At 38.1% G+C, this 22675-nt stretch carries 17 protein-coding genes; 15 read left to right on the forward strand and 2 right to left on the reverse strand.

Annotated elements, in window-relative coordinates:
• Positions 1 to 158: 158 nt before the first annotated feature.
• On the reverse strand, positions 159 to 806 hold the full coding sequence (gene trhA, locus G622_RS0116725) for a PAQR family membrane homeostasis protein TrhA (RefSeq protein ID WP_026511657.1): 648 nt from the start codon (positions 804 to 806) through the stop codon (positions 159 to 161).
• 532 nt (positions 807 to 1338) lie between these two features.
• On the opposite strand from trhA, the gene msrB reads away from it, so the two are divergent.
• From msrB to G622_RS0116790, 12 genes are all read left to right on the forward strand, one after another.
• The gene (gene msrB / locus G622_RS0116730; protein WP_026511658.1) at positions 1339 to 2265 is read left to right on the forward strand and encodes a peptide-methionine (R)-S-oxide reductase MsrB; all 927 of its coding nucleotides are present in this window, start codon (positions 1339 to 1341) and stop codon (positions 2263 to 2265) included.
• 334 nt (positions 2266 to 2599) lie between these two features.
• Positions 2600 to 4405 (forward strand): cache domain-containing sensor histidine kinase, encoded by a 1806-nt coding sequence (locus tag G622_RS0116735; RefSeq protein WP_049945921.1) that lies wholly within the window; start codon positions 2600 to 2602, stop codon positions 4403 to 4405.
• Positions 4406 to 4522: 117 nt separating this feature from the next.
• Positions 4523 to 5995: a response regulator transcription factor gene (locus tag G622_RS0116740; protein WP_026511660.1), complete on the forward strand. Its 1473-nt coding sequence runs from the start codon at positions 4523 to 4525 to the stop codon at positions 5993 to 5995.
• Positions 5996 to 6107: 112 nt separating this feature from the next.
• On the forward strand, positions 6108 to 7238 hold the full coding sequence (locus G622_RS0116745) for an ABC transporter substrate-binding protein (protein ID WP_196814233.1): 1131 nt from the start codon (positions 6108 to 6110) through the stop codon (positions 7236 to 7238).
• A 272-nt stretch (positions 7239 to 7510) separates the two neighbouring features.
• On the forward strand, positions 7511 to 8821 hold the full coding sequence (locus G622_RS0116750) for an extracellular solute-binding protein (protein ID WP_026511662.1): 1311 nt from the start codon (positions 7511 to 7513) through the stop codon (positions 8819 to 8821).
• 98 nt (positions 8822 to 8919) lie between these two features.
• The gene (locus G622_RS0116755; RefSeq protein ID WP_081675379.1) at positions 8920 to 9945 is read left to right on the forward strand and encodes a carbohydrate ABC transporter permease; all 1026 of its coding nucleotides are present in this window, start codon (positions 8920 to 8922) and stop codon (positions 9943 to 9945) included.
• A 1-nt stretch (position 9946) separates the two neighbouring features.
• On the forward strand, positions 9947 to 10780 hold the full coding sequence (locus G622_RS0116760; RefSeq protein WP_026511664.1) for a carbohydrate ABC transporter permease: 834 nt from the start codon (positions 9947 to 9949) through the stop codon (positions 10778 to 10780).
• A gap of 8 nt (positions 10781 to 10788) precedes the next feature.
• The gene (locus G622_RS0116765; RefSeq protein ID WP_026511665.1) at positions 10789 to 12774 is read left to right on the forward strand and encodes a glycoside hydrolase family 127 protein; all 1986 of its coding nucleotides are present in this window, start codon (positions 10789 to 10791) and stop codon (positions 12772 to 12774) included.
• A gap of 191 nt (positions 12775 to 12965) precedes the next feature.
• Positions 12966 to 13829, forward strand: a complete 864-nt coding sequence (locus tag G622_RS0116770; protein WP_330363629.1) for a patatin-like phospholipase family protein — start codon at positions 12966 to 12968, stop codon at positions 13827 to 13829.
• A 244-nt stretch (positions 13830 to 14073) separates the two neighbouring features.
• Positions 14074 to 14544, forward strand: coding sequence for a hypothetical protein (locus tag G622_RS0116780; protein WP_026511667.1), 471 nt, complete (start codon positions 14074 to 14076; stop codon positions 14542 to 14544).
• 432 nt (positions 14545 to 14976) lie between these two features.
• Positions 14977 to 15993 carry a pyruvate kinase gene (locus G622_RS0116785; RefSeq protein ID WP_044957943.1) on the forward strand — a complete coding sequence of 339 codons (1017 nt, stop codon included), beginning with the start codon at positions 14977 to 14979 and terminating at the stop codon, positions 15991 to 15993.
• A 51-nt stretch (positions 15994 to 16044) separates the two neighbouring features.
• The gene (locus tag G622_RS0116790) at positions 16045 to 17949 is read left to right on the forward strand and encodes a lysozyme inhibitor LprI family protein (RefSeq protein ID WP_026511669.1); all 1905 of its coding nucleotides are present in this window, start codon (positions 16045 to 16047) and stop codon (positions 17947 to 17949) included.
• A 116-nt stretch (positions 17950 to 18065) separates the two neighbouring features.
• On the opposite strand, the gene G622_RS23400 is transcribed toward G622_RS0116790, so the two are convergent.
• Positions 18066 to 19460: an endo-1,4-beta-xylanase gene (locus G622_RS23400; RefSeq protein WP_049945922.1), complete on the reverse strand. Its 1395-nt coding sequence runs from the start codon at positions 19458 to 19460 to the stop codon at positions 18066 to 18068.
• A 258-nt stretch (positions 19461 to 19718) separates the two neighbouring features.
• On the opposite strand from G622_RS23400, the gene G622_RS0116800 reads away from it, so the two are divergent.
• The 3 genes from G622_RS0116800 to G622_RS0116810 all read left to right on the forward strand — a co-directional run bounded on the left by G622_RS0116800 (position 19719) and on the right by G622_RS0116810 (position 22656).
• A complete protein-coding gene (locus tag G622_RS0116800; protein WP_026511670.1) occupies positions 19719 to 20276 on the forward strand; it encodes a TetR/AcrR family transcriptional regulator in 558 nt (185 codons plus the stop codon).
• 155 nt (positions 20277 to 20431) lie between these two features.
• Complete coding sequence (gene fucO / locus G622_RS0116805; RefSeq protein WP_026511671.1) at positions 20432 to 21580, forward strand: lactaldehyde reductase; 1149 nt, start codon at positions 20432 to 20434, stop codon at positions 21578 to 21580.
• Positions 21581 to 21762: 182 nt separating this feature from the next.
• Positions 21763 to 22656 carry a hypothetical protein gene (locus G622_RS0116810; protein WP_026511672.1) on the forward strand — a complete coding sequence of 298 codons (894 nt, stop codon included), beginning with the start codon at positions 21763 to 21765 and terminating at the stop codon, positions 22654 to 22656.
• Positions 22657 to 22675 lie beyond the last annotated feature (19 nt).

A 22675-nucleotide genomic window follows, 5' to 3' on the forward strand; every position in this document is an offset into this window, starting at 1 on the left:
GGATCAAAGATGAAGTATTCAGTGTTCGGTTTTGAAGGTACAGATAAAAGTTCATTTATTATATGAGATTCAAAGAAGCTAATGAGATATATTTCGTTAGCTTCTTTTTTGTCATGTATGAGATTTAGTTGGATTTCAGACATCCATTTTCACAGGCATTAAAGTAGATATTGATACATGAAAATAAAGTGGCAGAAACTTCCCGCCATAACAAATAGATGGAAGATGACATGTGAGCTGAAATAAGGATGCTTCTTATTAAAGTTTTCTAGTTTCAGAGCATAGATAATACCACCAAGAGTATAGATAATACCTCCTGTAAGTAACCATATAAAGGCTTGATGGCTAATAGTTGTATAGATTGGTTTCATAACAAGAATAGCACTCCATCCAAGGGCGATATATATAGTAGATGATAGCCAACGGGGGCAATTGATCCATGCAAGCTTAAGTAGAATACCTAAAAATGCCAGAGTCCAAACTGCAATTAAAAGTGACATTCCAATGGTTGGATTAAGAATAATAATGCATACAGGGGTATAGGAACCAGCAATCAAAATGAAGATCATTGAATGATCGATTTTTCTAAATATGCGTATTATTTGTGGAGATAAGGTTATAGCGTGATAAAAGGCACTGGCTCCATAAAGAAGAATCATGCTTACTACAAAAATAAGCATTGCAAGTACATATATCTTACCAAAATCAGCGGCCTTCAATAATAACGGTAAACCTGCTCCAGCCGTCAGAAACATTGCGGCTAAATGTGTAAGTGAACTGCCGGGTTCTCTTAATGATATCTGCATATTGACTCCTTTAGATGTAGTAATAAAAACTATGTGCTGTGATATAAATACTACATCATCTAAGAAATGATGTCAACATGATGTGCTAGTGCTGCTGTCATTAAATACCTCGACTTTTTACGAAGTATAAATTGTTCTTCTGCAAGGCGGAGGAATGAGTCGTACCGGGCGGTACGGCGATTGACGACAACGCATCAGAAGACAATTTAGACAAGTAATAAAGTCGATTTATTTGATGACAGTAGCACTAGAACTAAAAGATCAGTTGTTTAGTAATTGATATTAAATATGGACAAAGGGATAAACTTGAAGTATTATAGATTGCATTAAATGTAATAGCACAAAATGTGTAACGGTTTGGATATTATTAACTGTGATCAACTATTATATAATCAGGATAATATGTATGAAGAGTAAATTAGGTAAAAAAGGATTAGCTGCTCTTTTGATGACATCAGTATTTTCATTGTTAAGTGGATGTACGGCAGAAGTGCAGGAAAATAGGGAAACAATAACTTATTCGGAGGAAGATATGCGTGTAATTTATTTAGCCGGAGGATGCTTTTGGGGCGTCGAAAAATATTTTGATCAGTTTGATGGAGTCATAGATACTGAAGTTGGTTATGCGAATGGTCCGGATACAAATGTAAGTTATCAGGATGTATGTAATGGTAGTGGACACGCCGAAACAGTAAAGGTAACCTATGATGAAAGCAGAATGTCTCTTTCAGAGCTTTTAAACTATTATTTTATGGTCATAGATCCTTTATCAGTAAATAAGCAGGGGAATGATAAGGGGATTCAGTATAGGACAGGGATTTACTATACAGATGATAATCAAGTAGGTGAAATCACTGCAGTCTACGATGAACAGGAGCAGAAAATAGGACAAAAACTTGCTGTAGAAGTTGAGCCACTTAAGAATTTTTATATTGCAGAGGAATATCATCAGGATTATCTTGAGAAAAATCCTGGTGGATATTGTCATATTCCGCAGAAAATGTTCAAGCTTGAAAAAGAGCGAAAAAAGGAGACTAAGAAGGAATTAAGGAACAGAATCGGAGAGCTGTCATATGAGGTTACTCAAAATGCTGCTACTGAGAGAGCATTTACAGGAGAATATGATAATTTCTTTGAAAAAGGGATTTATGTAGATATAGTTAGCGGACAACCTTTATTTTCTTCAAGTGATAAGTATGATTCAGGATGCGGATGGCCTGCATTTACGAAACCTATTGATGATGATGTAGTATCTGAAAGTGTTGATTTATCACTTGGAATGATGAGGACTGAAGTAAGGAGCAGTGAAGCCGGTTCACATCTTGGGCATGTGTTTAATGACGGACCTGTTGCAGAAGGTGGATTAAGATATTGTATAAATTCAGCTTCTCTTAAGTTTATTCCATATGATGATATGGATAAAGAAGGATACGGAGAATACAAGGATTCTGTTGAATAATATTAAGCAGCATACCATTACGGTACGCTGCTTTTTGTTTTGATAAGAGGATTTTGTAGCAAAAACTTTTTCCTGTTAGAAGTAATGTATTGTTACTGTTCAGACAGCTCTGCGCACTTGCTGCGCTGAGCGTGAGAATGTTCTACGTCTTGAATATAGGATTTGCCCCTTTGCCGAAGGCAACTGGAATGGGCAAATCCAGTTGCTGTGAGCACCGTAAGGTGTGAACAGTAACAATGTATTTACCGAAAGTTGAATAAAGACTACTTTACGATGACGTAACAGGGATTTAAAATTATTTTAGATTATTTCGTTTATGGGGATTGGGGAAAATATGTTGGTGCGGCGAATTGCTAAAAAATACAATGATCTGAAAATTGGTCATAAACTGATTCTTATATTTTTAATTATATCTATTATCCCTATTATTCTTTTACAGATTGCTCATTTTGCTCAGACAAGAAAGAACATGACAGAGCAGATCAATAAAATTATTCTCAATGATCTTGTTGGTATTTCACAACAGACAAATCTTAGCCTGGAAAATTATACAAACCTTTTATATCAGATATATATTGATGAAGAGATCATTAAGCAGACCAATGTTCTTTTTAATGGGACAGAGACCAGAAAGGCTTTTGCTAAAAATGTCATAAGGGAAAGACTTAAGCAGTATATAAGCACGATGGAATATGTGAGATGTATCAGTATTATTTGTGCAAATGGTGAGACAGTTATTTATGATATAAGCACAGACTCCTCTCTTCATAATCTTTGGGATAAGTTTTCTGATATGCGTATAGCACCGCCGTACAAGGACGTTGAAAACAGTCCGGGAATGGTTATCACTCCTACCATGAAATTTCATGAGGATGACAGAAACAGTTATTATTATCATGTTTCGAAAAGAATGTTTGATTTTGATAAGCTGGATAAGGGAAGCATTGCAACGGTAGTAATGACAATAGATGAAAAGGCGCTGGATATTATATGCAGCAGTAAAGAGGACGATCTTCATCACAGAGTATCATTCATAACCTCAGAAGACGGAAAAGTAATCTCTTATCCCAGTAAAGAATATATTGCCACATCTGTTGACGATTTTAAGTCTCTTATCGCAGAAAGCGGATATCTGAAAAACAGTAAACGAATAGCAATTAATGAATATGAGGACGAAGCAACCGGATGGAAGTTTATTAATGCTTATGATGAAGATTATATGCTTAAAGATCTTAGAAAAAGTCAGGTATATATGATTTTGATAAGTTTGATGATTCTTGCAATGGTTGGCGTGATCATAATTTATACGATAAGGAATCTCAACGGATCTGTTCAGACAATTGTTTCCGGAATGAAAAAAGTACAGAATGGAGATCTTAAGGAAAGAATATCACTTGAAAGTAAAGATGAATTTGGAATTATCGGCAATAACTTTAATCTGATGACAGAGAGGATCGAACAACTTTTAAACGAGGTTTCTGATGCTAAGGATAAGCAGAGACATGCTGAGATAAGAGCGCTTGAAGCGCAGATCAATCCACATTTTCTCTATAATACACTTGATTCAATTAACTGGATGGCAATTGACCATGGGGAGAATGAGATCAGCAAAGCAGTTAGTAATCTTGGATTGATTCTAAGGCATTCAGTCAGTAAAACTGATGCAGAGACGACTATAGCCATTGAGGCTGATTTTTTAAGACGTTATCTTGAACTTCAAAGTATCAGATATGAGGATGCATTTAGTTATAGTGTGATAGTAGGTCACGAAACAGAGCGCTTGAAGCTTCATAAACTCCTTATACAGCCTTTTGTGGAGAATGCAATTATTCATGGATTTGAGGGAATGGAGTATGGCGGTGAGCTAACGGTGCACTTCGATGTGTCAGAGAGCTTTGACTATTTGCAGATTAGTATAGAGGACAACGGAAAAGGATTCTCAGAAGAACTACTTGGAAAATTGTTGGATCGAGAGTGGATATTGAACGGAGAATTTGACGGTAAAAAGGGAATAGGCCTAAAGAATGCTTTTTCCAGATTGGTTATATACTATGGGAATGATGCACACTGGACTATAAATAGTGTTGAAGATATAGGTACAGAGATAGTGCTTTATATTCCATATGATTTGTGTATTTGACAGATTAATAGAGACTTATGATTTGCGTATCTGACTAATCAGTTGAGACTTATAATTTGCGCATGGAACTGATTAAGGGAGATTTATAGTTCACATATTTACTGATTGAGGGAGAAGATGAGAGTAATCATTGTCGAAGATGAGATCAAGATAAGAAATGGTTTGGCTAAACTTTTGTCTGAACAAAAGGGGATTGAGGTTATAGGAAAGGCCCGGAATGGGAATGAAGGACTTTCTATGGTCGAAGCACAAAAACCTGACTTGGTAATTACAGATATTCAAATGCCTGAGATGGATGGCCTTGATATGCTTGAGGCCATTAAAAATGAAGGGATAAAGTGTCACAGCATTATTTTGACTGGTTATGCTGAGTTTGATTACGCTAAAAGAGCAATAAGCTATGGAGCAGATGATTATCTTTTAAAACCTATTACAGTAGATGATGTTAACAGAGTGATCTCTGTGGTAAATGAAAAGATAAAGGTAGAAGCTACTCAAATGAGTGCTGACCCGTCTGTGTATCTTAAGGCGATACTTTCCGGAGCATTTGAGCTGACAGATGAAAACATTGATAAAGCCAGAAATGTACTTCAGGTTGAAGAGGGAAAACCGTTATATCTTGTATATGCCGGATTTGAGGATGCTATTGACTGTGAACTGATTGAGGAAAGGTTTAATGATTCAATTTCCTTTGTGTATTTAGATGATAATAAAAGAGTGTTTCTTCTCTATAATACGATTGAAAATGATGACGAAATGAAGGCACTCATACAGCGTAGGACATCTATTGTTAATATTGAATGCTCATGGATTTTTGAGAAAGAATTTAGTGTAAGGGAATTGGGCAAAGTTGGAGACAAACTACGTAAGAATATTATCTATAATATGGCGATAAATGGGAGCAGAATTATCACAAGGGATGATTATGAAGGAAAAGATTTTCCTGTTTACCAGTATTCGCAAGAAACAGATAAAAAAATAGAAAGGATACTGGTTGAAGGGTTACAAGAAGATTGGAATAGTTTATGTCTGGATATGGAGAGAACTATAAGCCAGGGTAAATATGATCCATTTTCCGTAAAAGTGGCCGTTCAAAGTATATCCAATAATATTGTTCAGCTCGCTTCAAAAATGTGGCCGAGTAAAATGAGACAGCTGACAGAGTGTGATACCCTTTCAAAAATAAGTAAGGCTTGCAGTGTAAAGGAAATAATAAAAGCGATAAATGAGCAGGGAAATCTGCTTCTTGCAAGGGGTGAGGAAAGAGAAAATATACGCAATTATACACTTCTAAAGGCTATTTCATACATTCGTGAGCATTACAGTGAAAGGATATCACAGGAGGAAGTAGCAAGTTATCTTTCAATCACTCCGGAGTATTTAAGTACATTATTCCACAGGGAGATGAATGTTAATTTCCCATCCTTTGTAAATAAATTCAGGGTAAGTCATGCGAAACGGTTGCTTAGAAGTACTGATAAAAAGATATATGAAGTAGCTGAAGAAGTAGGATTCTCTGATACTAAATATTTCAACAGGGTATTCAAGGATATTGAAGGAGTATCACCAAAGGAATTCAGGATGACGTAAAAATGGGGGAAATATGTGGGGAGTACGGCAAAAACGTAAACGTTGGAAATTTATTGGGCTATTTATGTCCTTTTTCTGTGTGGTTTTATTAGCAGGATGTCATTTTGATCAGTTGAATAAAGAGAATATGGAGGAAATAACCCAGAAAGAGGAATTGCTATTATGGTCATATTACGAGACTGATGCACAAAAAGAGGGGCTGGATAAGGTTACGAAATCCTTCAATGAAAATCAGGATAGATATGAGATAAAGTGGGAACATGTTCCCACCACAGAATTTGTCAGGATGATATCGAGAGCTTATACAGAGCAGGAATTACCTGATCTTGTGATAATAGATAATCCTGACATGCAGCGTTTTATTCAGCTTGGGATGTTTGAGGATATCACAGAGTATGCAGACAAACTGGATTTGGAGAAGAATTATTTTCCAACAGCTGTGGGAACTATAAAATATGAGGATAAATATTACGGAGTACCATTTAACAGTAACAATGTGTGTTTGATATACAGGCCTGATCTTTTGAAAAAGGCAAAGATTAGGCCTCCATCAACATGGGAGGAATTTGATAGAGCTGCTCATGTATTGTCAAAAGATGGAAACTACGGATTCCTCATGAGCGCAATTGATGCTGAGCAGGGAGCTTTTCAGCTTGGGAACTGGATATTGTCAGCAACAGATAAGAAAGGCCTTATTACAGAGGAAGCGGTTGAAAGAACATATGAACTTCTATCGGGACTTGTATTTGACGGATGTATGCCGGCAGATTGTATAAATTATTCTCAGACAGATGTTGCAAGAAGATTCATCGATGGAGATATTGCCATGATGGAGAACGGACCATGGATATATTCTATGCTGGATGCCGCCGGAGTCGAATATGAGATGGTTCCTATGCCTGCAAATAAAAGAAACAGCGTGGTTCTTGGGGGAGAGAATCTCGGGATAATTAAGGGAAAAAATACAGAAGGAGCAATAGAGTTTATAAAATATTGTGCTGAAAAAGGTGGCATAGAGGATTTTTGTGAGATAGCGGATTTATTACCCAGCAGGATTGAATCAGCTAAAAATCTGATTTCAAAGAAGCCTGAACTTGAAATCGTTATGGCTCAGATGGATAGTGCTGTTGCGAGGACTGATATAGATGGATGGAGTAATATTTCTAATAGTCTGACAGAAGGTTTTTTAAAGGTTATTACAGGTGAGATGACATGTGAAGAAGCTGCAAGACTAATCTATTAAAAACTAGAAACGCTATAGATTCCTGTTTTTCTTCAGAAAAACGGGAATCGTATCGGACCAGGCCCTCGCGAAATGAGGAGCGCATCCTACAGAATAATTAGGCAAGCCTATATGAAATAGGGAATAACTTATATGAATTATTTCCACCTTTTTTAAATAATTGGAATTTTTTAATATTAAAACCTCTCTTAGAATACTTGTTAGAAGGAGATGAGAGCATCTCCGGTACATCAAAATGATGTGTAACAGGCAAACTAAAGGGAGGTATTTTTATGGGTTACAAAAAACTAGTATCAGTCATGGCAACAATGGCAATGACAGCATCTGTCCTTACCGCTTGTGGTGGTTCAAGTTCCGCTCCTGAAGGCGCTGCAACGAATGATCCTGCTGCAGAAAAAACCGAAACTACTCAGATCAGTGATTCTGAAACAGCCAAGTCGGCATCAGGAAAAGAAGAGGTAGTTATCTGGGACTATTTTGAGACCGATGCACAAAAAGAAATGATGGATACACTGCTCACAGGCTTTAATTCATCACAGGATAAGTATGAAGCTACTCACACATATGTACCGTTTGCTGATTATGAAAAACAGCTTACCCTCGGTATAGCATCAGGCGAGCTTCCGGATGTGGTAATTCTTGATGGTTGCGATATGGCGTCATTTATCTCTATGGATCTTTTTGGTGATATTTCAGATGCGGATATTGACTGGTCTGAATATATCGAAGGACCTATGAATTCCACGATGATGGATGGAAAACATTATGGCCTTCCTTTTGCAACAAACTGTACGGCACTGTTTTACAACAAAGATATACTTGATGCAGCAGGAGTTGCTTATCCGGATGAGAATACTACCTGGGAAGAATTCCATGAAATGGCAAAGAAGCTTACAGATTATGGTGTAACCGGATTTGGTAATGCTGCTATCGGAACTGATGAGGGAACATTCCAGTGTCTGCAGTGGCTATATACCGCAGGTGGTTCATACACAGACATTGAAAATGGTAAAGATGCATATGTACTTATGCAGGATATGATAAAAGATGGTTCATGGTCTAAGGAATGCGTAAACTGGGCACAGTCAGATGTATGCTATAACTGGGAAGCAGGAAACATTGCAATGATGCAGAACGGACCATGGCAAGTACCCGGAATTGCCAAGGATGCACCTGATATTAACTATGGCGTGACAGTACTTCCTAAAAAAGATGCATCAGCAGGACAGGCAACATCCATACTTGGTGGAGAAAACATGGGCGCTGTTAAAAAGGATAATATGGATGGCGCTAAGGCATTCCTTGAATACTATAACAAGACAGAGGTTATGGTTCAGGCTATGAAGCAGTATGGTTCATTCCCTCCCAAGACAGAAGCAGCTAAAGATACATACTGGACAAATGATCCTATTATGTCAGAGTTCATTACACAGCTATCAACTTCAATACCAAGAGGACCTTCAGCAATATGGCCTTCATATTCAAATGCTATCCAGACCGGTTTCCAGGAAGTTCTCACTCTTTCAAAGGATCCCGATAAAGCAGCCAAGGATACACAGGCAGCGGTTGATGCAGTTAAGTAATGCTAAAGTAAGCGCCAAAAGCATTGGCTGCTTGCTATAAACAAAAAATGCGGGAGGGCAACTGTTCTCCCGCAATCTTTTTAGAAAGGAAGGGAAAAATGCTTGCTGAAAATAAGAAAATTAGCCTGTTTAAAGAATCCGGAAGCATTGTAAAAGAAATAAACAGTGGTGAACTTGTGGTTTTTCCTGAAAGAGAGAACACAGATAATCGCCATATTATAAGAAGAAAACTGTCAAGTCAGGGGAAAATGGGATTTTTGTTTTCACTTCCGGCTTTTGTTTATATGATTGTTTTTGTGGGATATCCTACTGTCTCCAATTTCATACTTAGTCTTAAAAATGTGAATGTTTACAATTTTTCCAGGCCTGAAGCTCAGGAATTTATAGGAATCTCTAACTATATAGAACTTTTTACTGATGCGAATTCAGTTATGGGGACTGCTATAGGTAACACTCTGGTATTCACGGTATCATCGATTTTTTTCCAATTTATTATTGGATTTGTACTTGCTCTTTTATTCAGTAAGAAGTTTGTGGGATCGTCATTTTTCCGCGGTGCAACTATGATATCATGGCTTCTCCCGGTAACTGTAGCCGGACTATTATTCAAATTCATCTTTGCTACATCAGGAGGAATTGCCAATCAGTTACTGATGCAGCTTCATATCATAAATGCCCCTGTCGACTGGCTCTTAAATGGTAATACCGCAATGATTGCTATTGTGGTTGCCAACATCTGGATCGGTATTCCGTTCAATATGATGCTTCTGCTCACCGGTTTAACAACAGTTCCGGCGGATATTTATGAGAGTGCCAAAATAGATGGAGCAGGAAAACTTCAGACTTTGTTTATGATAACTATTCCGGTGATAAAGCCTGCTATAATGTCTGTTCTTACTCTTGGCTTTGTATACACATTTAAAGTATTTGACCTTGTCTGGGTTATGACCAAGGGCGGACCTATAAATGCAACTGAGCTTGTAAGTACCTATGCGTATAAATTATCCTTTGACCAGTTTGAATTCAGTAAAGGTGCGGCCTCTGCCAATATTCTTTTCCTGATACTCTTTATTGTCGGAATGTTTTATATAAAGCTTATTAATTCTGAAGAGGAGGTAATGTGATATGAGGGATAGTAAAAAAGAAACTACCTTAAGCTTCGGAGCAGGACTCCTGATATTTATTATCCTGATGTTTCCTCTCTATTGGATGGTTGTAACTGCACTAAAGACTCAGGTTGAGATATTCGAAGTACCGACACCGATCTGGCCAAGGAATCTTACATTTGAAGCATTTATAAGCCAGTTTTCAAGGTCAAGTGATACTATAAAGGGATTTAGGAACAGTTTTTTAATTGCATTTTCAGCAATGCTTATATCCACTGTATTATCCATCCCTGCTGCATATGGCCTTGCAAGATTCAGATTCAGATCAAAGAAGCTCCTTATCTTATTTTTCCTGATGATGCAGATGTTACCATCAACACTTATTCTGACACCACTTTATATAATGTTTTCAAAAATGGGGCTTTTGAATAATTACCTTGCTCCGATAATAGCAGATGCTACCTTGGGAATTCCTTTTTCAATAATAATTCTGCGCACATACTTTTTGTCTATTCCCAAAGAGCTTGATGAAGCGGCTGCTATAGATGGGTGCAGTCCTGTTGCATCCTTTATAAAAATTATGCTTCCAATAGCAAAGCCGGGAGTTATAGTGGCAGCTGTATTTTCATTTGTATATGCCTGGGGCGATCTTATTTATGGAATTACCTTTATGACAGATCCCAATAAACGTCCGATAACTTCAAATATTTATAACTATGTACAGCAATATCAGACTTTATGGAATGCAACCATGGCATTTGGAATAGTTGCTATTTTCCCTATCGTTATAATTTTCATATTCATGCAGAAATATATTGTAAGCGGACTGACTAATGGTGCGGTTAAGGCATAGGAGGCAAAATGAAATACAAAGCAAATTCAACGATACCGCTTTCAGACATAAAGATAAATGATGGTTATTTTAACAAATACAGAGATCTTGTGGGGAAAGTGATCATACCTTATCAATGGGATGTTCTTAATGACAGACTTGAGGATGTTGAAACAAGCCACTGCATCGAGAATTTCAAAATTGCTGCCGGGCTATCAAACGGTTCTTTTCAGGGTGCAGTTTTTCAGGACACAGATCTGGCAAAATGGCTTGAGGCTGTGGGATTTTACCTGTCATCCTATGGAAGAGACGAAAAACTGGAGAAGCTGGCAGATGATGCTATTGATCTTATAGAAAAAGCACAGCAGCCTGACGGATATCTTGATACATATTTTATAATATGCGCTCCTGATAAGAAGTGGAAAAATCTTCAGGAGGGGCATGAATTATATACCGCAGGGCATATGATGGAAGCTGCTGTAGCATATTATGAGGCGACCGGAAAAGAAAAATTCCTGAATGTAGTGAGAAAACTGGCAGATCTTCTGGTTAAGACCTTCGGAGATGAAGATGGAAAATGTAAGGGATATCCGGGTCATCCTGAGGTCGAAGTAGGTCTTATAAAATTGTATAGAATTACCGGAGAAAAGAAATATTTAGAGCTTGCCAGATTTTTTGTAAATGCAAGAGGCGTAGGCGAAAACTATTTTCTTGAAGAGGAAAAGAAAGCGGATTTTGAGCGAATATTCCCGGATTTCAATGACTATGATCCGGCATATTCTCAATCGCATAAACCTGTGAGGGAGCAGAAAACAGCGGAAGGACATGCTGTAAGGGCTGTTTATCTCTACAGTGCAATGGCTGATCTGGCGGCTGAATATGGGGATGATGAGCTTACTGAATGCTGCATAAATCTGTGGGATAACATAGTTCACAAAAGAATGTATATAACAGGAAGCATTGGTTCCTCAGGCTTTCTGGAGCGATTCACCACGGATTATGATTTACCCAATGACTGTAATTATTCGGAATCCTGTGCATCTATAGGTCTTGCAATGTTCGGAAAAAGGATGGCAGAGCTCACACATGATGCAACATATTTTGATGATGTAGAGAGAGCGCTTTATAATACTGTTTTATCTGGTATTGCAATGGATGGTAAGGGATTTTTCTATGTTAATCCATTGGAAGTATGGCCGGATGCATGTATGGAACATACATCCAGAGCCCATGTAAAAAGCGAGAGGCAAAAGTGGTTTGGAGTAGCATGCTGTCCGCCCAATATAGCAAGAACCCTTGCTTCCCTGGGGCAGTATATATTTTGCAGCAGAGAGGATGGAATAGATATCAATCTTTTTATCTCCTCTGAAACAAAGGCAACAATATGCGATAAGCCTGTGATCATACGCATAGACAGCAGGATTCCATGGGAAGGAGATGTGAAGATTCAGATAGAATCAATTGATGAGAATGACGAATTAGCAGGGGAAATATATATTCGCGTGCCATATTATGCTGAAAACTGTGTTGTAGGCATGAAGGCTGATAATATGGATATAGATGGAGCTGAATATGAGATAAGTCATGGATATATTCCGCTAACTTTAAAGGGAAAAAGCTATACTGTTACTATGAAATTTGATATGAAGGCATCATTTGTTCATGCAAATCCGCTGGTACGTGCTGATAGCGGTAAAGTCGCAATCATGAAAGGACCTCTTGTATACTGTCTGGAGGAACAGGATAATTTTGAGAATCTTGCTTCTGTATTTATCAAATCTGATGCGGAAATTGGCGAAGAATTCGATACAAGTACATTTGGAGGAAGTGCTAAACTATCCTTCGATGGCTTCAAATTGAGTGAAGAAGGATGGGATAGCAGAACTCTATATGGGAAAAGGAGTCCTCATTTCGATAAAGTAAAACTGACTGCAATTCCTTATGCTTACTGGGGGAATCGGCAGCATAATCGTGAAATGATCGTATGGATTAAGGAAATTAACCATATTGTTTAATGATGCAGTTAGTTTACGGCGGGTCTTATGAAGATAAGACTCGTTATTTTTTTGAGCAGAGCATTTACGTTTCGATGAGTATATGGATTTTGTGCACTTTCACATTTGTAATTTTGGCGGAGTTTCAATAAAATGGGAGATAATATTAAAACGATTAAATTGTTATTGCTTGCAAAAATAAGAGGGAAAGTATGGAAAAAGAAACTATTAAGAAAGGCCTTATAATGGAAGGCGGTGCTATGCGTGGAATGTTTACCGCCGGAGTCACTGATGTTTTCATGGAAAACGGCATCGAGTTTGATGGGGCAGCTGGAATATCAGCAGGTGCGATTTTTGGATGTAACTATAAATCTCATCAGATAGGCCGAACAATCAGATACAACAAAAAGTATGGCAGGGATCCCAGATATTGCAGCATAAGATCGCTAATTAAAACCGGGGATTTGTATGGTGTTGAGTTCTGTTATCATACTGTACCGGAAAAACTGGATATTTTTGATCGTGAAACTTATGAAAACAGCCCAATGGAATTCCATGTGGGAGCGACGGATGTAGCAACCGGAAGAATCGCTTTTCACAATTGTCTTGATGGAAGAGCAAAAGACATAGAGTGGATGCGGGCTTCGGCATCCATGCCATTTGTATCAAGACCGGTGAAGATTGATGGGAGATTATATCTTGATGGTGGCATAACAGATCCTGTTCCTTTCAGACACATGGAGAAGCTTGGATATAACCGAAATGTAATTATATTGACACAGCCCAAAGGATATCAGAAGAAAAATCATCACAATTCTGCTTTGATAAAGATGCTTCTGAGAAAATACCCTAAAGTTGCTGAAGCTATGATTAGGCGCCCTAAGATTTACAATCATCAGATGGAAGAAATCATGGATAGGGAAAATAGTGGACAATGTCTTGTGATCCGTCCACCGGAACCGCTTGGAATCAGCCGTACAGAAAATGATCCATCAGAGCTTGAGTGGGTATATCAGGTAGGCCGCATAGAAGGTAAAAAGCGGCTTCAGGAGGTTATCGATTTTTTAAAGGGGTAAGCCTGGAGAAAACAGGTAATGAAGAATCAAAATAGTTTGTTTATAACGTTTTTATACATGAGTCCAATAAGATTTAAAGCCCAAAATGCAAAAATGATTATTTGCTTGATTGAGACTATTAATTTTATTTGGAATTTTCCGATATACATATAGCAATGGATTGCCGGACGTTGGTGGAATGATTCCGCCAGGGTCTGGCTTTTTGTTTGAGCAAGTCCACTTGTTTAAGTATGGAGGTGTTTCGATGTATATGAACAAAATAAAGGAACTAACAGGTCAGGGACATATTTATACCCATAGTCTGAAGCCAAGTGAAAATATGCGATCCAAATCTACATTTCTTGAAATGTTTAACAATGCTGCACAGGAATATGTGAAGGACAACAGACCCTGCGAGTATTTTGACCTGGCTGGCAAAGATGGAATAATTCAATGCAATAGGGCAACATTTGTCTGCAATAAAGAAAATAATACATTAGAACTGGGGGATTGCTCTAATGAAAGTAACTGCATTCGTGTGAAGCTATCAAAGGGTGGAAGTCTTCTTGTGAACAGGGAAAATGTTGATGAACTTCTGATGAGCATTGGTATGTTTTCATCTAAAGATCAGGGGCTCATCATGCAGGCTGTAATGAAGGATAAGATGGCTCAGGCTGCAAAAGATAAGCTTGAGAAAGGTGATGAAGCAGAAAAACTGATGGAAATGGTAAAATAATCGGTTTTTCATAAATAGTATGGCAGAGAGTTTAAACTGATATATATGTTGGCAGATTAAATCAGTAATAAGCTGTAATGTCTAATAGGCAAATGGCAAGAAAAAGTCGTTCCGGAATGTGTGTTAACCGGAACGACTTTTTGGATATATAGTTCATCGACAAATGATGAAAACGTAATAGGTTCAGGTTATGACTTAAAGAATTTCATTTCTTCGTTCAGATTATTAGCAATTTCTTTAAGTCCGTTAGCGGATCCTGCAAGATAATTGCTATAATAAGAGGGACAGCTGCTACAAGGAGCATTACACCAATAAGTTTTGTTTATATATTCCCGTGGGCTTAGGATAATGGGGCTGTTTATGACATGATTTTTTGAAAATAAGATAAATTAAATAAATATAAAATATATTATATTTAAGAAGGCGAATGAAATGATTAATGTATTTGGTACATTGGGACCAGCCTGTAATAGCAGAATAATTTTAAAGGATATGTTTGCATACGGTATGACCGGAATCAGAATCAATCTGTCACATGTCATGTTGTCAGATTGCATTGAGAGCATAGATAGGATTCATGATGCTGCAAAAGATATCGGGATTGTTCCGCTTATTCTCATTGATATGCAGGGGCCAGAGCTAAGAATAGGGAGATTTGAAGGCGAGATCAGCTTAGAAGAGGATGATCTGATACAACTTGGTAAAGAGGGAATACCGCTAAGTGATAAAGTAATTGCCGGTATGCAGGAAAATGATGAGATTCTGTTAGATGATGGAAAGATAATGGGGATAGTAACTTCAATATCAGAGGGCTGCGCCGAAATGAAGGTGCAGCGCGGCGGCAGACTTACTCAAAGAAAGAGCATACTGATAAAAGGAAAGGACATTATTCTTCCGGCCATTACCGATGATGACATGGAGAATTTAAAGATTGCCAAAGGGCTTGGGGTAACCGGAATAATGCAGCCTTTTGTAAGAAGCAGGACCGACCTTTTGCAGGTGAAGGATGCGCTTGAAACTTGTGGATGCAGTGACCTTAGGATTTATGGAAAGATAGAGAATAGACTGGGAATCCGGAATATTACAGATTTTATGGATTTATGTGATGAGATAATAATTGCCAGAGGTGATCTGGGTAACAGTATGCCTCTATGGGAGCTTCCTCGCGTACAAAAAGAGATTTCTAAGGTATGTAACGATAATAAAAAGCCTTTCATGGTAGTAACACAAATGCTTGCATCAATGGAAAAGAGTGCAGTTCCGACCAGGGCTGAAGTAAGTGATATTTATAATGCTGTTCTTGACGGAGCTGCATCTGTGATGGTAACGGGAGAGACTGCAATAGGGGTAAATCCTGTAGAAGTTATCAAATATCTGTATAATACTTCACAAGAAGCACTGCAATCAGTTAATTTAAGGAAGTATAAAGATTTGATGGACATTTGTTAGACAACGTATTTTATAATTTTTATAAGTTATGTTTATTAGGAGGGTAGATAGTTGAAAAAGTCAAAATTATTTCTTATGAATTTGGGGATTTGTATTCTCATAGCCGGGTGTACGCCACCTGCACAAAGTAGTTCAGAGAACCTGTTTGAGGCGAAGTCTGAGGAAAACGCTGCAAATTCAACAGATGAAACCACTGCAAATTCAACAGATGAAACCACTTCAAAAGAAACTGCCAGTGATAGTACGGAAGAGGGAGTAAGCAACGAAAAGGGTGCTCTTAACGATGTGGTTTCAGGGAATGGAAAAATAAGCCTTAAATACTATACCGATAACGTTATGGGTAAATCAGATGATGCCTATATAGATGAGTTATTAGGACTTATTCCTGCCGATGAGGAATACACAATATCTGAATTGGTGGAGAAGTTAAATGAGATTGTACATGATGAGAATAATTATTTTTCTGAAGGAGATGTGACAGCTACTGAGTTTGCGTACCTTGATTGCGGTGCAGATAATGTACCTGAACTTGCCCTTAGATTTGTCGGACCATTTGTCGAACCTGAGAGTGAGGTTACTTTGATATTCAAGGAAATGGATGGAAAAGCTCAGCTCATATACGGGTTTGTTATATGGTCGCGAAGTTTTACCGAAATAAACAACAATGGAGTTATATCCGGTGATGGCAGCAATGGAGCTTCTAACCACTGTTCACATATGTCATACATTGATTCTGACGGAGTATGCAAATTTGGATATTACGAGGAGCAGGAGCTTGATTTTGACAGTTTTGCTGATTTTAAGAACCATGATGACTATGATATATCATCTCTTAACGGAACGATAGGCACGTATTCCTTAAGACTTGAGCAATCTCAGGATGTAAACACTGACTTTGATTATTATACTTACGAAGTATTTGATAAAGATTCTTATGAAAAGATGGATGTTCAGGATCTCTATACGGACAGTGAATATAAGAAAATCATGGATTGCTTCAAGGATTATAATATTGTTTCCATGGATGAATATGAGCAAGCAAAAGAAGACAAGCTCAAATCAATAGGGATTACTGATGATATAAAAAATGCGATGGGTCCCTCTTTTGAAAATATAGATTCGACTGATGCCGATACTAAATCAAAGGATACTGAGAATGAAGCACAGAAAAAAAATGAGCCAGCTCAAATTGTTGATGATGGAACAGTGCAAAGTGAAATTGCAATGACTGAAGCAAAGCATCAGGAATATGAGAATCTTGATTGGGGCGCAATGCCTCAGGTTGAGCTTAATATCACTACAGGTGAGATGTATGATCTATGGGATAAGGAGCTTAATTCTATATGGAACAACCTTATGGAGGAAGTAGCTCCTGAGAAGAAGGAAGAGCTTCTTTCAGATCAAAGAGCCTGGATAAATAGAAAAGAGGCGGCGGTTAAAGCGGCCGGAAAAGAAGCAGAAGGAGGAAGCCTTCAGCCTCAACTCGAAAACGGAATGGCCTGGTCATATACTAGAAAGCGAGTTTATTATCTGGCGTCTGTTCTTGCTAATGTAAGAGGTGAGGATTTTGTAATTCCTTCAGAAGTTGAAGAAAGCTATAAGGATGTAGATACAGAAGATAAAGCCGTTAAGGTATCTGATAATGAAGCTGAAAATACAGAGAATAAAATTTCAGAGGATCAGGCATATAATGCTGTAATAAACTACTGTAAATCAAATAATCCGAATTTTACAACTGAACCTAACAAGGAAGGATACACGGAGTACTGGGATGTTTCAACAAACGAAGAAGGAGAGATAGTTGTACTGTATCGCTCGTATACAGCAGCTCAGACCCGTTATTATGTCAATCCAACTACCGGGGATACATATGTCACAGAGTTAGTACCGGGAATAATTGATGAGGAGCAGATGACCGGAGAAAAGTTTAATGCCAGGGATTATCTTACTGATTAACTGTTTGGATTTTTGTATTTAACGGGGAAATAAGATTTTCCTAATAGATTCTAAAAGGTTTGAAATTAAGTAAAAGAGAGGCTGTAAATCTGCAGCCTCTCTTTCTGTAACAGTATTCAATTATTTTTCATAAGATCTTCAATTTTGTGGAAAGCAGGTTTGGGAGAGTAGTCACTATAGAAGATTCGGGTATTTGTAGTGTCTCCCTCTCTGTAATGGTCAATAAGACCAAATAGTGTAACACTTGTGATATTGGCAGGTCCGCCATTTTCATCATCAAGTGATAAAAGAAGTGAGAACACATCACCGTATCTTTTACCCTGTTTCTCAAACTGTTCATCTGTTTCTTCATCGACCCCGATAGAAAGTTCAGTGATGTGAATTTCAAGTCCAAGTTCGGCAAACTTTCGTATAGCAGTTTCAATCATCTGATCAGAAGGGTAATCAATTCCCCAATAGCCCTGCATTCCAATGCCATCAATAAGACCTTTTTCCTTAAGTGATTCACAAAGTGTATAAATGGCATTTGTTTTAACCGGCTGATAGGTATTGTAGTCATTGTAAAAGAGCTTAACGTCACTGTCGGCATATTTTCTGGCATAGGTAAAAGCTGCCTCCACATAATCAGGACCTATGGTATCATACCAGGGATTTGGATCCTCACCGCATTTGGTTCTGCACATGAAATCACTATCAGGGTCATAGCTGTCAGGTTCAACAGCCTCGTTTACAACATCCCAGCAATAGATTACGCCCGGATATTCCTCCTGAACATGGGTTATGAGCTGCTTGATATAGCTCTCCATGCGCATGAGCATGGTATCCTTATCTACATATTCGCCATCGTCTGTGTAACCTTCTCTGAAGAACCATCCAGGTGTCTGAGTGTGCCATACAAGCGTGTGGCCGCGCATCTTCATACCATTTTCTTTGCACCATTCAAGAGTAGGATCAATTGAACCAAAGAAAAGAGCAGGAGTTCCATCACCTGTTTTCAGGCTCTCAATGGATCCTTGCTGATCAAGTATGTAGCCGCTTTTCATAAGGTTCGTCATAGTGCAGCTATTAAAATGTTTTTTAGACAGTTCCATGTATTCCGGAAGATTAAGAGTCTGATTTTCCAGAGTACTTCCATTAATGCCGACACCAAGCATGAAATTATCTGCATATAAATCCTTCAGTGAAGCCGCATTTAATGAATCTTCAATTGTTTCTTTCGTTTGTTCATCCGAGGACTCATCATTTTCAGACGAACCATTATTATCTGAAGCATCGTTGTCATCTGATGCATCAATAGCCTCTTCGATGTCATCTGCTACATCGTTGTTTGCCGCATCGCTTTCTGCTTCAGAACTACCCGGAACTCCGGTATTCTCTATAGTAGATGCTGATTGAGCCGATGCGGATGAGCTACTTTCAGCGCTTGCAGCATTTGTATTGCTGTTTCCGCAACCGGCTAAAAGCCCCATAGTTAAAGCCAGTGCTATCAAGGTTTTCTTTCTCATGATCATGAAAATATACCTCCCCTTTATGATTTTCTCCATTCTGTTGATAGTATAGACGTTATATAAAGACCAATCTAATCATTATTTGTGATTCACATATATAATGTTGCTAAATCACAACAGGAATCATGGGAAATTACTCATGATATAAAGGTGACATCAGACTGTTAATATCGATATAATAGATATATCTGCCGCTAACTATAGAGCCTTGGGCGATATTACTGGTGGGTGGCAATTATAAAAAAGGACACGATAGTATAAATGAAAAAGTCAGATATTAAATATAAGCTGGCAGAAGCTATGAAAATATGCATGAAAACCACTACTGTGGAAAATATCACAGTTAAACAGATTGTGGAGGAATGTGGAGTTTCAAGACAGAGCTTTTACCGTAATTTCATAGATAAATACGATTTGATTAACTGGTATTTTGATCGCCTGCTGGAGCAATCCTTCAAGGAGATGGGAAGTGGAGAGACCATTCGTGAAGGGCTGATTAAAAAGTTTGAATATATCAAGCAGGAGAGACTGTTTTTCACAGCGGGTTTTAAAGGTGATGATCAGAATAATCTAAAAGAGCATGACTTCATAATGATATATGAATTTTATTGTGATCTGATCCGTAAAAAGACTGGCGAAAATCTTGATAAGCATACAAGAAAGCTTCTAGAAATGTATTGCCAGTCATCAATTTATATGACAGTTCAATGGCTCATGAAAGGTATGAAGGAAAAAGAAGAGGAACTGGCGGATTTAATGATAGATGCCATGCCGGGGGCGTTACACACGTTGTTTAAGAGTATAGGATTAGTTGAATAGTCCGCTAAAACTGTGGCTTTGGGAAATTTTGATTAATGTTACACATGTATCTATTTGTAACTTATATTTGTAGTTGGCCTGATGATAGAATATTAAATATGGGGTGTGTTAACGAATTAACACATAAATGATTTAGCAAAAAGGAGTGAATAATAATGGCTAACAGAATTTCTCTTAATCCAACATCCTATCATGGTGCTGGTGCAATCCAGGAAGTAGTTAATGAGATCAATGCACATGGTTTCAAGAAGGCATTTGTAGCTTCTGACCCGGATCTCATCAAGTTTGGGGTTACAGGCAAGGTTACAGAATTACTTGATAAGGCTAATATTCCTTACGAGATTTATTCAGATATTAAACCCAATCCTACTATTGAAAATGTAAAGAATGGTGTTGAGGCTTTCAAGAAGTCAGATGCTGATTGCATCGTAGCAATCGGTGGTGGATCTTCTATGGATACATCCAAGGCAATAGGTATCATCATAACCAATCCTGAGTTTGCTGATGTTCGTTCCCTTGAAGGTGTTGCAGATACAAAGAATCCCTGCGTGCCTATTATTGCGGTTCCTACTACAGCAGGTACAGCAGCTGAGGTTACTATCAATTACGTAATCACTGATGTTGAAAAGGAGAGAAAGTTCGTATGCGTTGATACACACGATATGCCTATAGTTGCAGTTGTTGATCCTGAGATGATGGCTTCAATGCCCAAGGGCCTTACTGCAGCAACTGGTATGGATGCGCTTACTCATGCAATTGAAGGTTATACAACTAAGGCTGCATGGGAGATGACAGATATGTTCCATCTCGAAGCTATCCGTCTTATTTCAAAGAATCTGCGTGATGCAGTAGAGAATAAGAAGGAAGGACGTGAGGGCATGGCTCTTGGTCAGTACATTGCCGGGATGGGATTCTCAAATGTAGGTCTTGGAATTGACCATGCTATGGCTCATACACTTTCAGCTCATTATGATACTCCTCACGGAGTTGCATGTGCTATGTTCCTTCCTATTTCCATGGAATTCAACCGTGAATACACAGGTGAGAGATTACGTGAAGTTGCAAGAGCTATGGGCGTAGAAGGTGTGGATAATATGTCACAGGAAGAATACCGTGATGCTGCTATAGCAGCAGTTAAGAAGCTTTCTGAGGATGTAGGTATTCCGAAGACTCTTGATAAGATCAAGGAAGAGGATTTGGATCAGCTTGCTACGGATGCTCTTAATGACGCATGCTATCCCGGAAATCCCCGTGAAGCTACAAAAGAACAGGTTATCGAAATGTTCAGAATGCTTATGGCATAATCGAAAATTATTTTGAAATTATTAAAGGTGTCAGGATTATAATATCCTGGCATCTTTTTTTGAACAAAGGTTTCATGAGCTTACCATACAAGTCCCGGGTATTTTCCGGGGTGGCCGGGATTGCTATAATGGTATTCTGGACCAATTCAGAATAATTATAAATACGAAATAAAGGTGTAAAAATGCGAATATATTATCATCTGCCGGGACTATTTGAATTTTATGAGCTTTATAGGATTTTTCTTAAGCTCTTTCGTGAACATAGGGAATATTTCTACGATTGGTGCGATATAGGATCAATATATGGAGCACCGGATGACTGCCTCTGGGGAGGCGGCAGAGTAGGATATGGTGATGAAAAGCCTGAGAATGTTGCAGCACTGATGAAGGAATACAATATATCTGCAAGGCTTACCTTCAGCAATTCTCTTCTTCGGGAAGATCATTTATCTGATAAAAAGTGTAACCTGTTATGCGAATTATTTGAAAATTCCGGTGAAACTGAGAATGGAATAATTATTTGTTCAGATATACTGATGGAATATATTAAAGAAAAATATCCAGAATTGTACTTTGTTTCATCAACAACGAAGGTTCTCACGGATTTTGATGAATTTGAAAAAGAATTAAATCGTGAGGATTTCAGGTTTGTTGTGCCGGATTTCAGACTCAATAAAAAGTATGACAGATTGCAGGGTTTAAATGAAATACAAAAGCATAAGGTGGAATTTCTATGCAATGAATGTTGTCCATATGGATGCACTGAAAGAAAAAAATGCTATGAAAATGTCAGCAGAAAAAGTCTTGGGGAAGATTGCGAAGATCATATCTGTAAGGCACCCGGTGCCCAAAATGGTTATAGATTTTCAGAGGCCATGAAAAATCCGGGTTTCATAGGAGTAGATGATATAAAAAACATCTATGCTCCTATGGGATTTGATAACTTTAAAATAGAAGGACGAAGCCTCGGAAGTGCCATGGTTTTAGAGTTTTTGCTCTACTATATGACAAAACCGGAATACGTCCTGTCTGTCAGGGAAGAAATATATCTGGACAGTATGCTGGATCTGTTTTAATAGAAGAATCAGGTTTGTA

This window comes from Butyrivibrio sp. LC3010 (genome assembly GCF_000424385.1).
GTDB lineage: Bacteria > Bacillota > Clostridia > Lachnospirales > Lachnospiraceae > Butyrivibrio.

Coding starts and splice junctions, on each gene's coding strand:
- G622_RS0116780 (WP_026511667.1), top strand. CDS start 14,074: ATGTATATGAACAAAATAAAGGAACTAACAGGTCAGGGACATATTTAT.
- G622_RS0116765 (WP_026511665.1), top strand. CDS start 10,789: ATGAAATACAAAGCAAATTCAACGATACCGCTTTCAGACATAAAGATA.
- G622_RS0116740 (WP_026511660.1), top strand. CDS start 4,523: ATGAGAGTAATCATTGTCGAAGATGAGATCAAGATAAGAAATGGTTTG.
- G622_RS0116770 (WP_330363629.1), top strand. CDS start 12,966: ATGGAAAAAGAAACTATTAAGAAAGGCCTTATAATGGAAGGCGGTGCT.
- fucO (WP_026511671.1), top strand. CDS start 20,432: ATGGCTAACAGAATTTCTCTTAATCCAACATCCTATCATGGTGCTGGT.
- G622_RS0116755 (WP_081675379.1), top strand. CDS start 8,920: ATGCTTGCTGAAAATAAGAAAATTAGCCTGTTTAAAGAATCCGGAAGC.
- msrB (WP_026511658.1), top strand. CDS start 1,339: ATGCGTGTAATTTATTTAGCCGGAGGATGCTTTTGGGGCGTCGAAAAA.
- trhA (WP_026511657.1), bottom strand. CDS start 806: ATGCAGATATCATTAAGAGAACCCGGCAGTTCACTTACACATTTAGCC.
- G622_RS0116810 (WP_026511672.1), top strand. CDS start 21,763: ATGCGAATATATTATCATCTGCCGGGACTATTTGAATTTTATGAGCTT.
- G622_RS0116735 (WP_049945921.1), top strand. CDS start 2,600: ATGTTGGTGCGGCGAATTGCTAAAAAATACAATGATCTGAAAATTGGT.
- G622_RS23400 (WP_049945922.1), bottom strand. CDS start 19,460: ATGATCATGAGAAAGAAAACCTTGATAGCACTGGCTTTAACTATGGGG.
- G622_RS0116785 (WP_044957943.1), top strand. CDS start 14,977: ATGATTAATGTATTTGGTACATTGGGACCAGCCTGTAATAGCAGAATA.
- G622_RS0116760 (WP_026511664.1), top strand. CDS start 9,947: ATGAGGGATAGTAAAAAAGAAACTACCTTAAGCTTCGGAGCAGGACTC.
- G622_RS0116800 (WP_026511670.1), top strand. CDS start 19,719: ATGAAAAAGTCAGATATTAAATATAAGCTGGCAGAAGCTATGAAAATA.
- G622_RS0116750 (WP_026511662.1), top strand. CDS start 7,511: ATGGGTTACAAAAAACTAGTATCAGTCATGGCAACAATGGCAATGACA.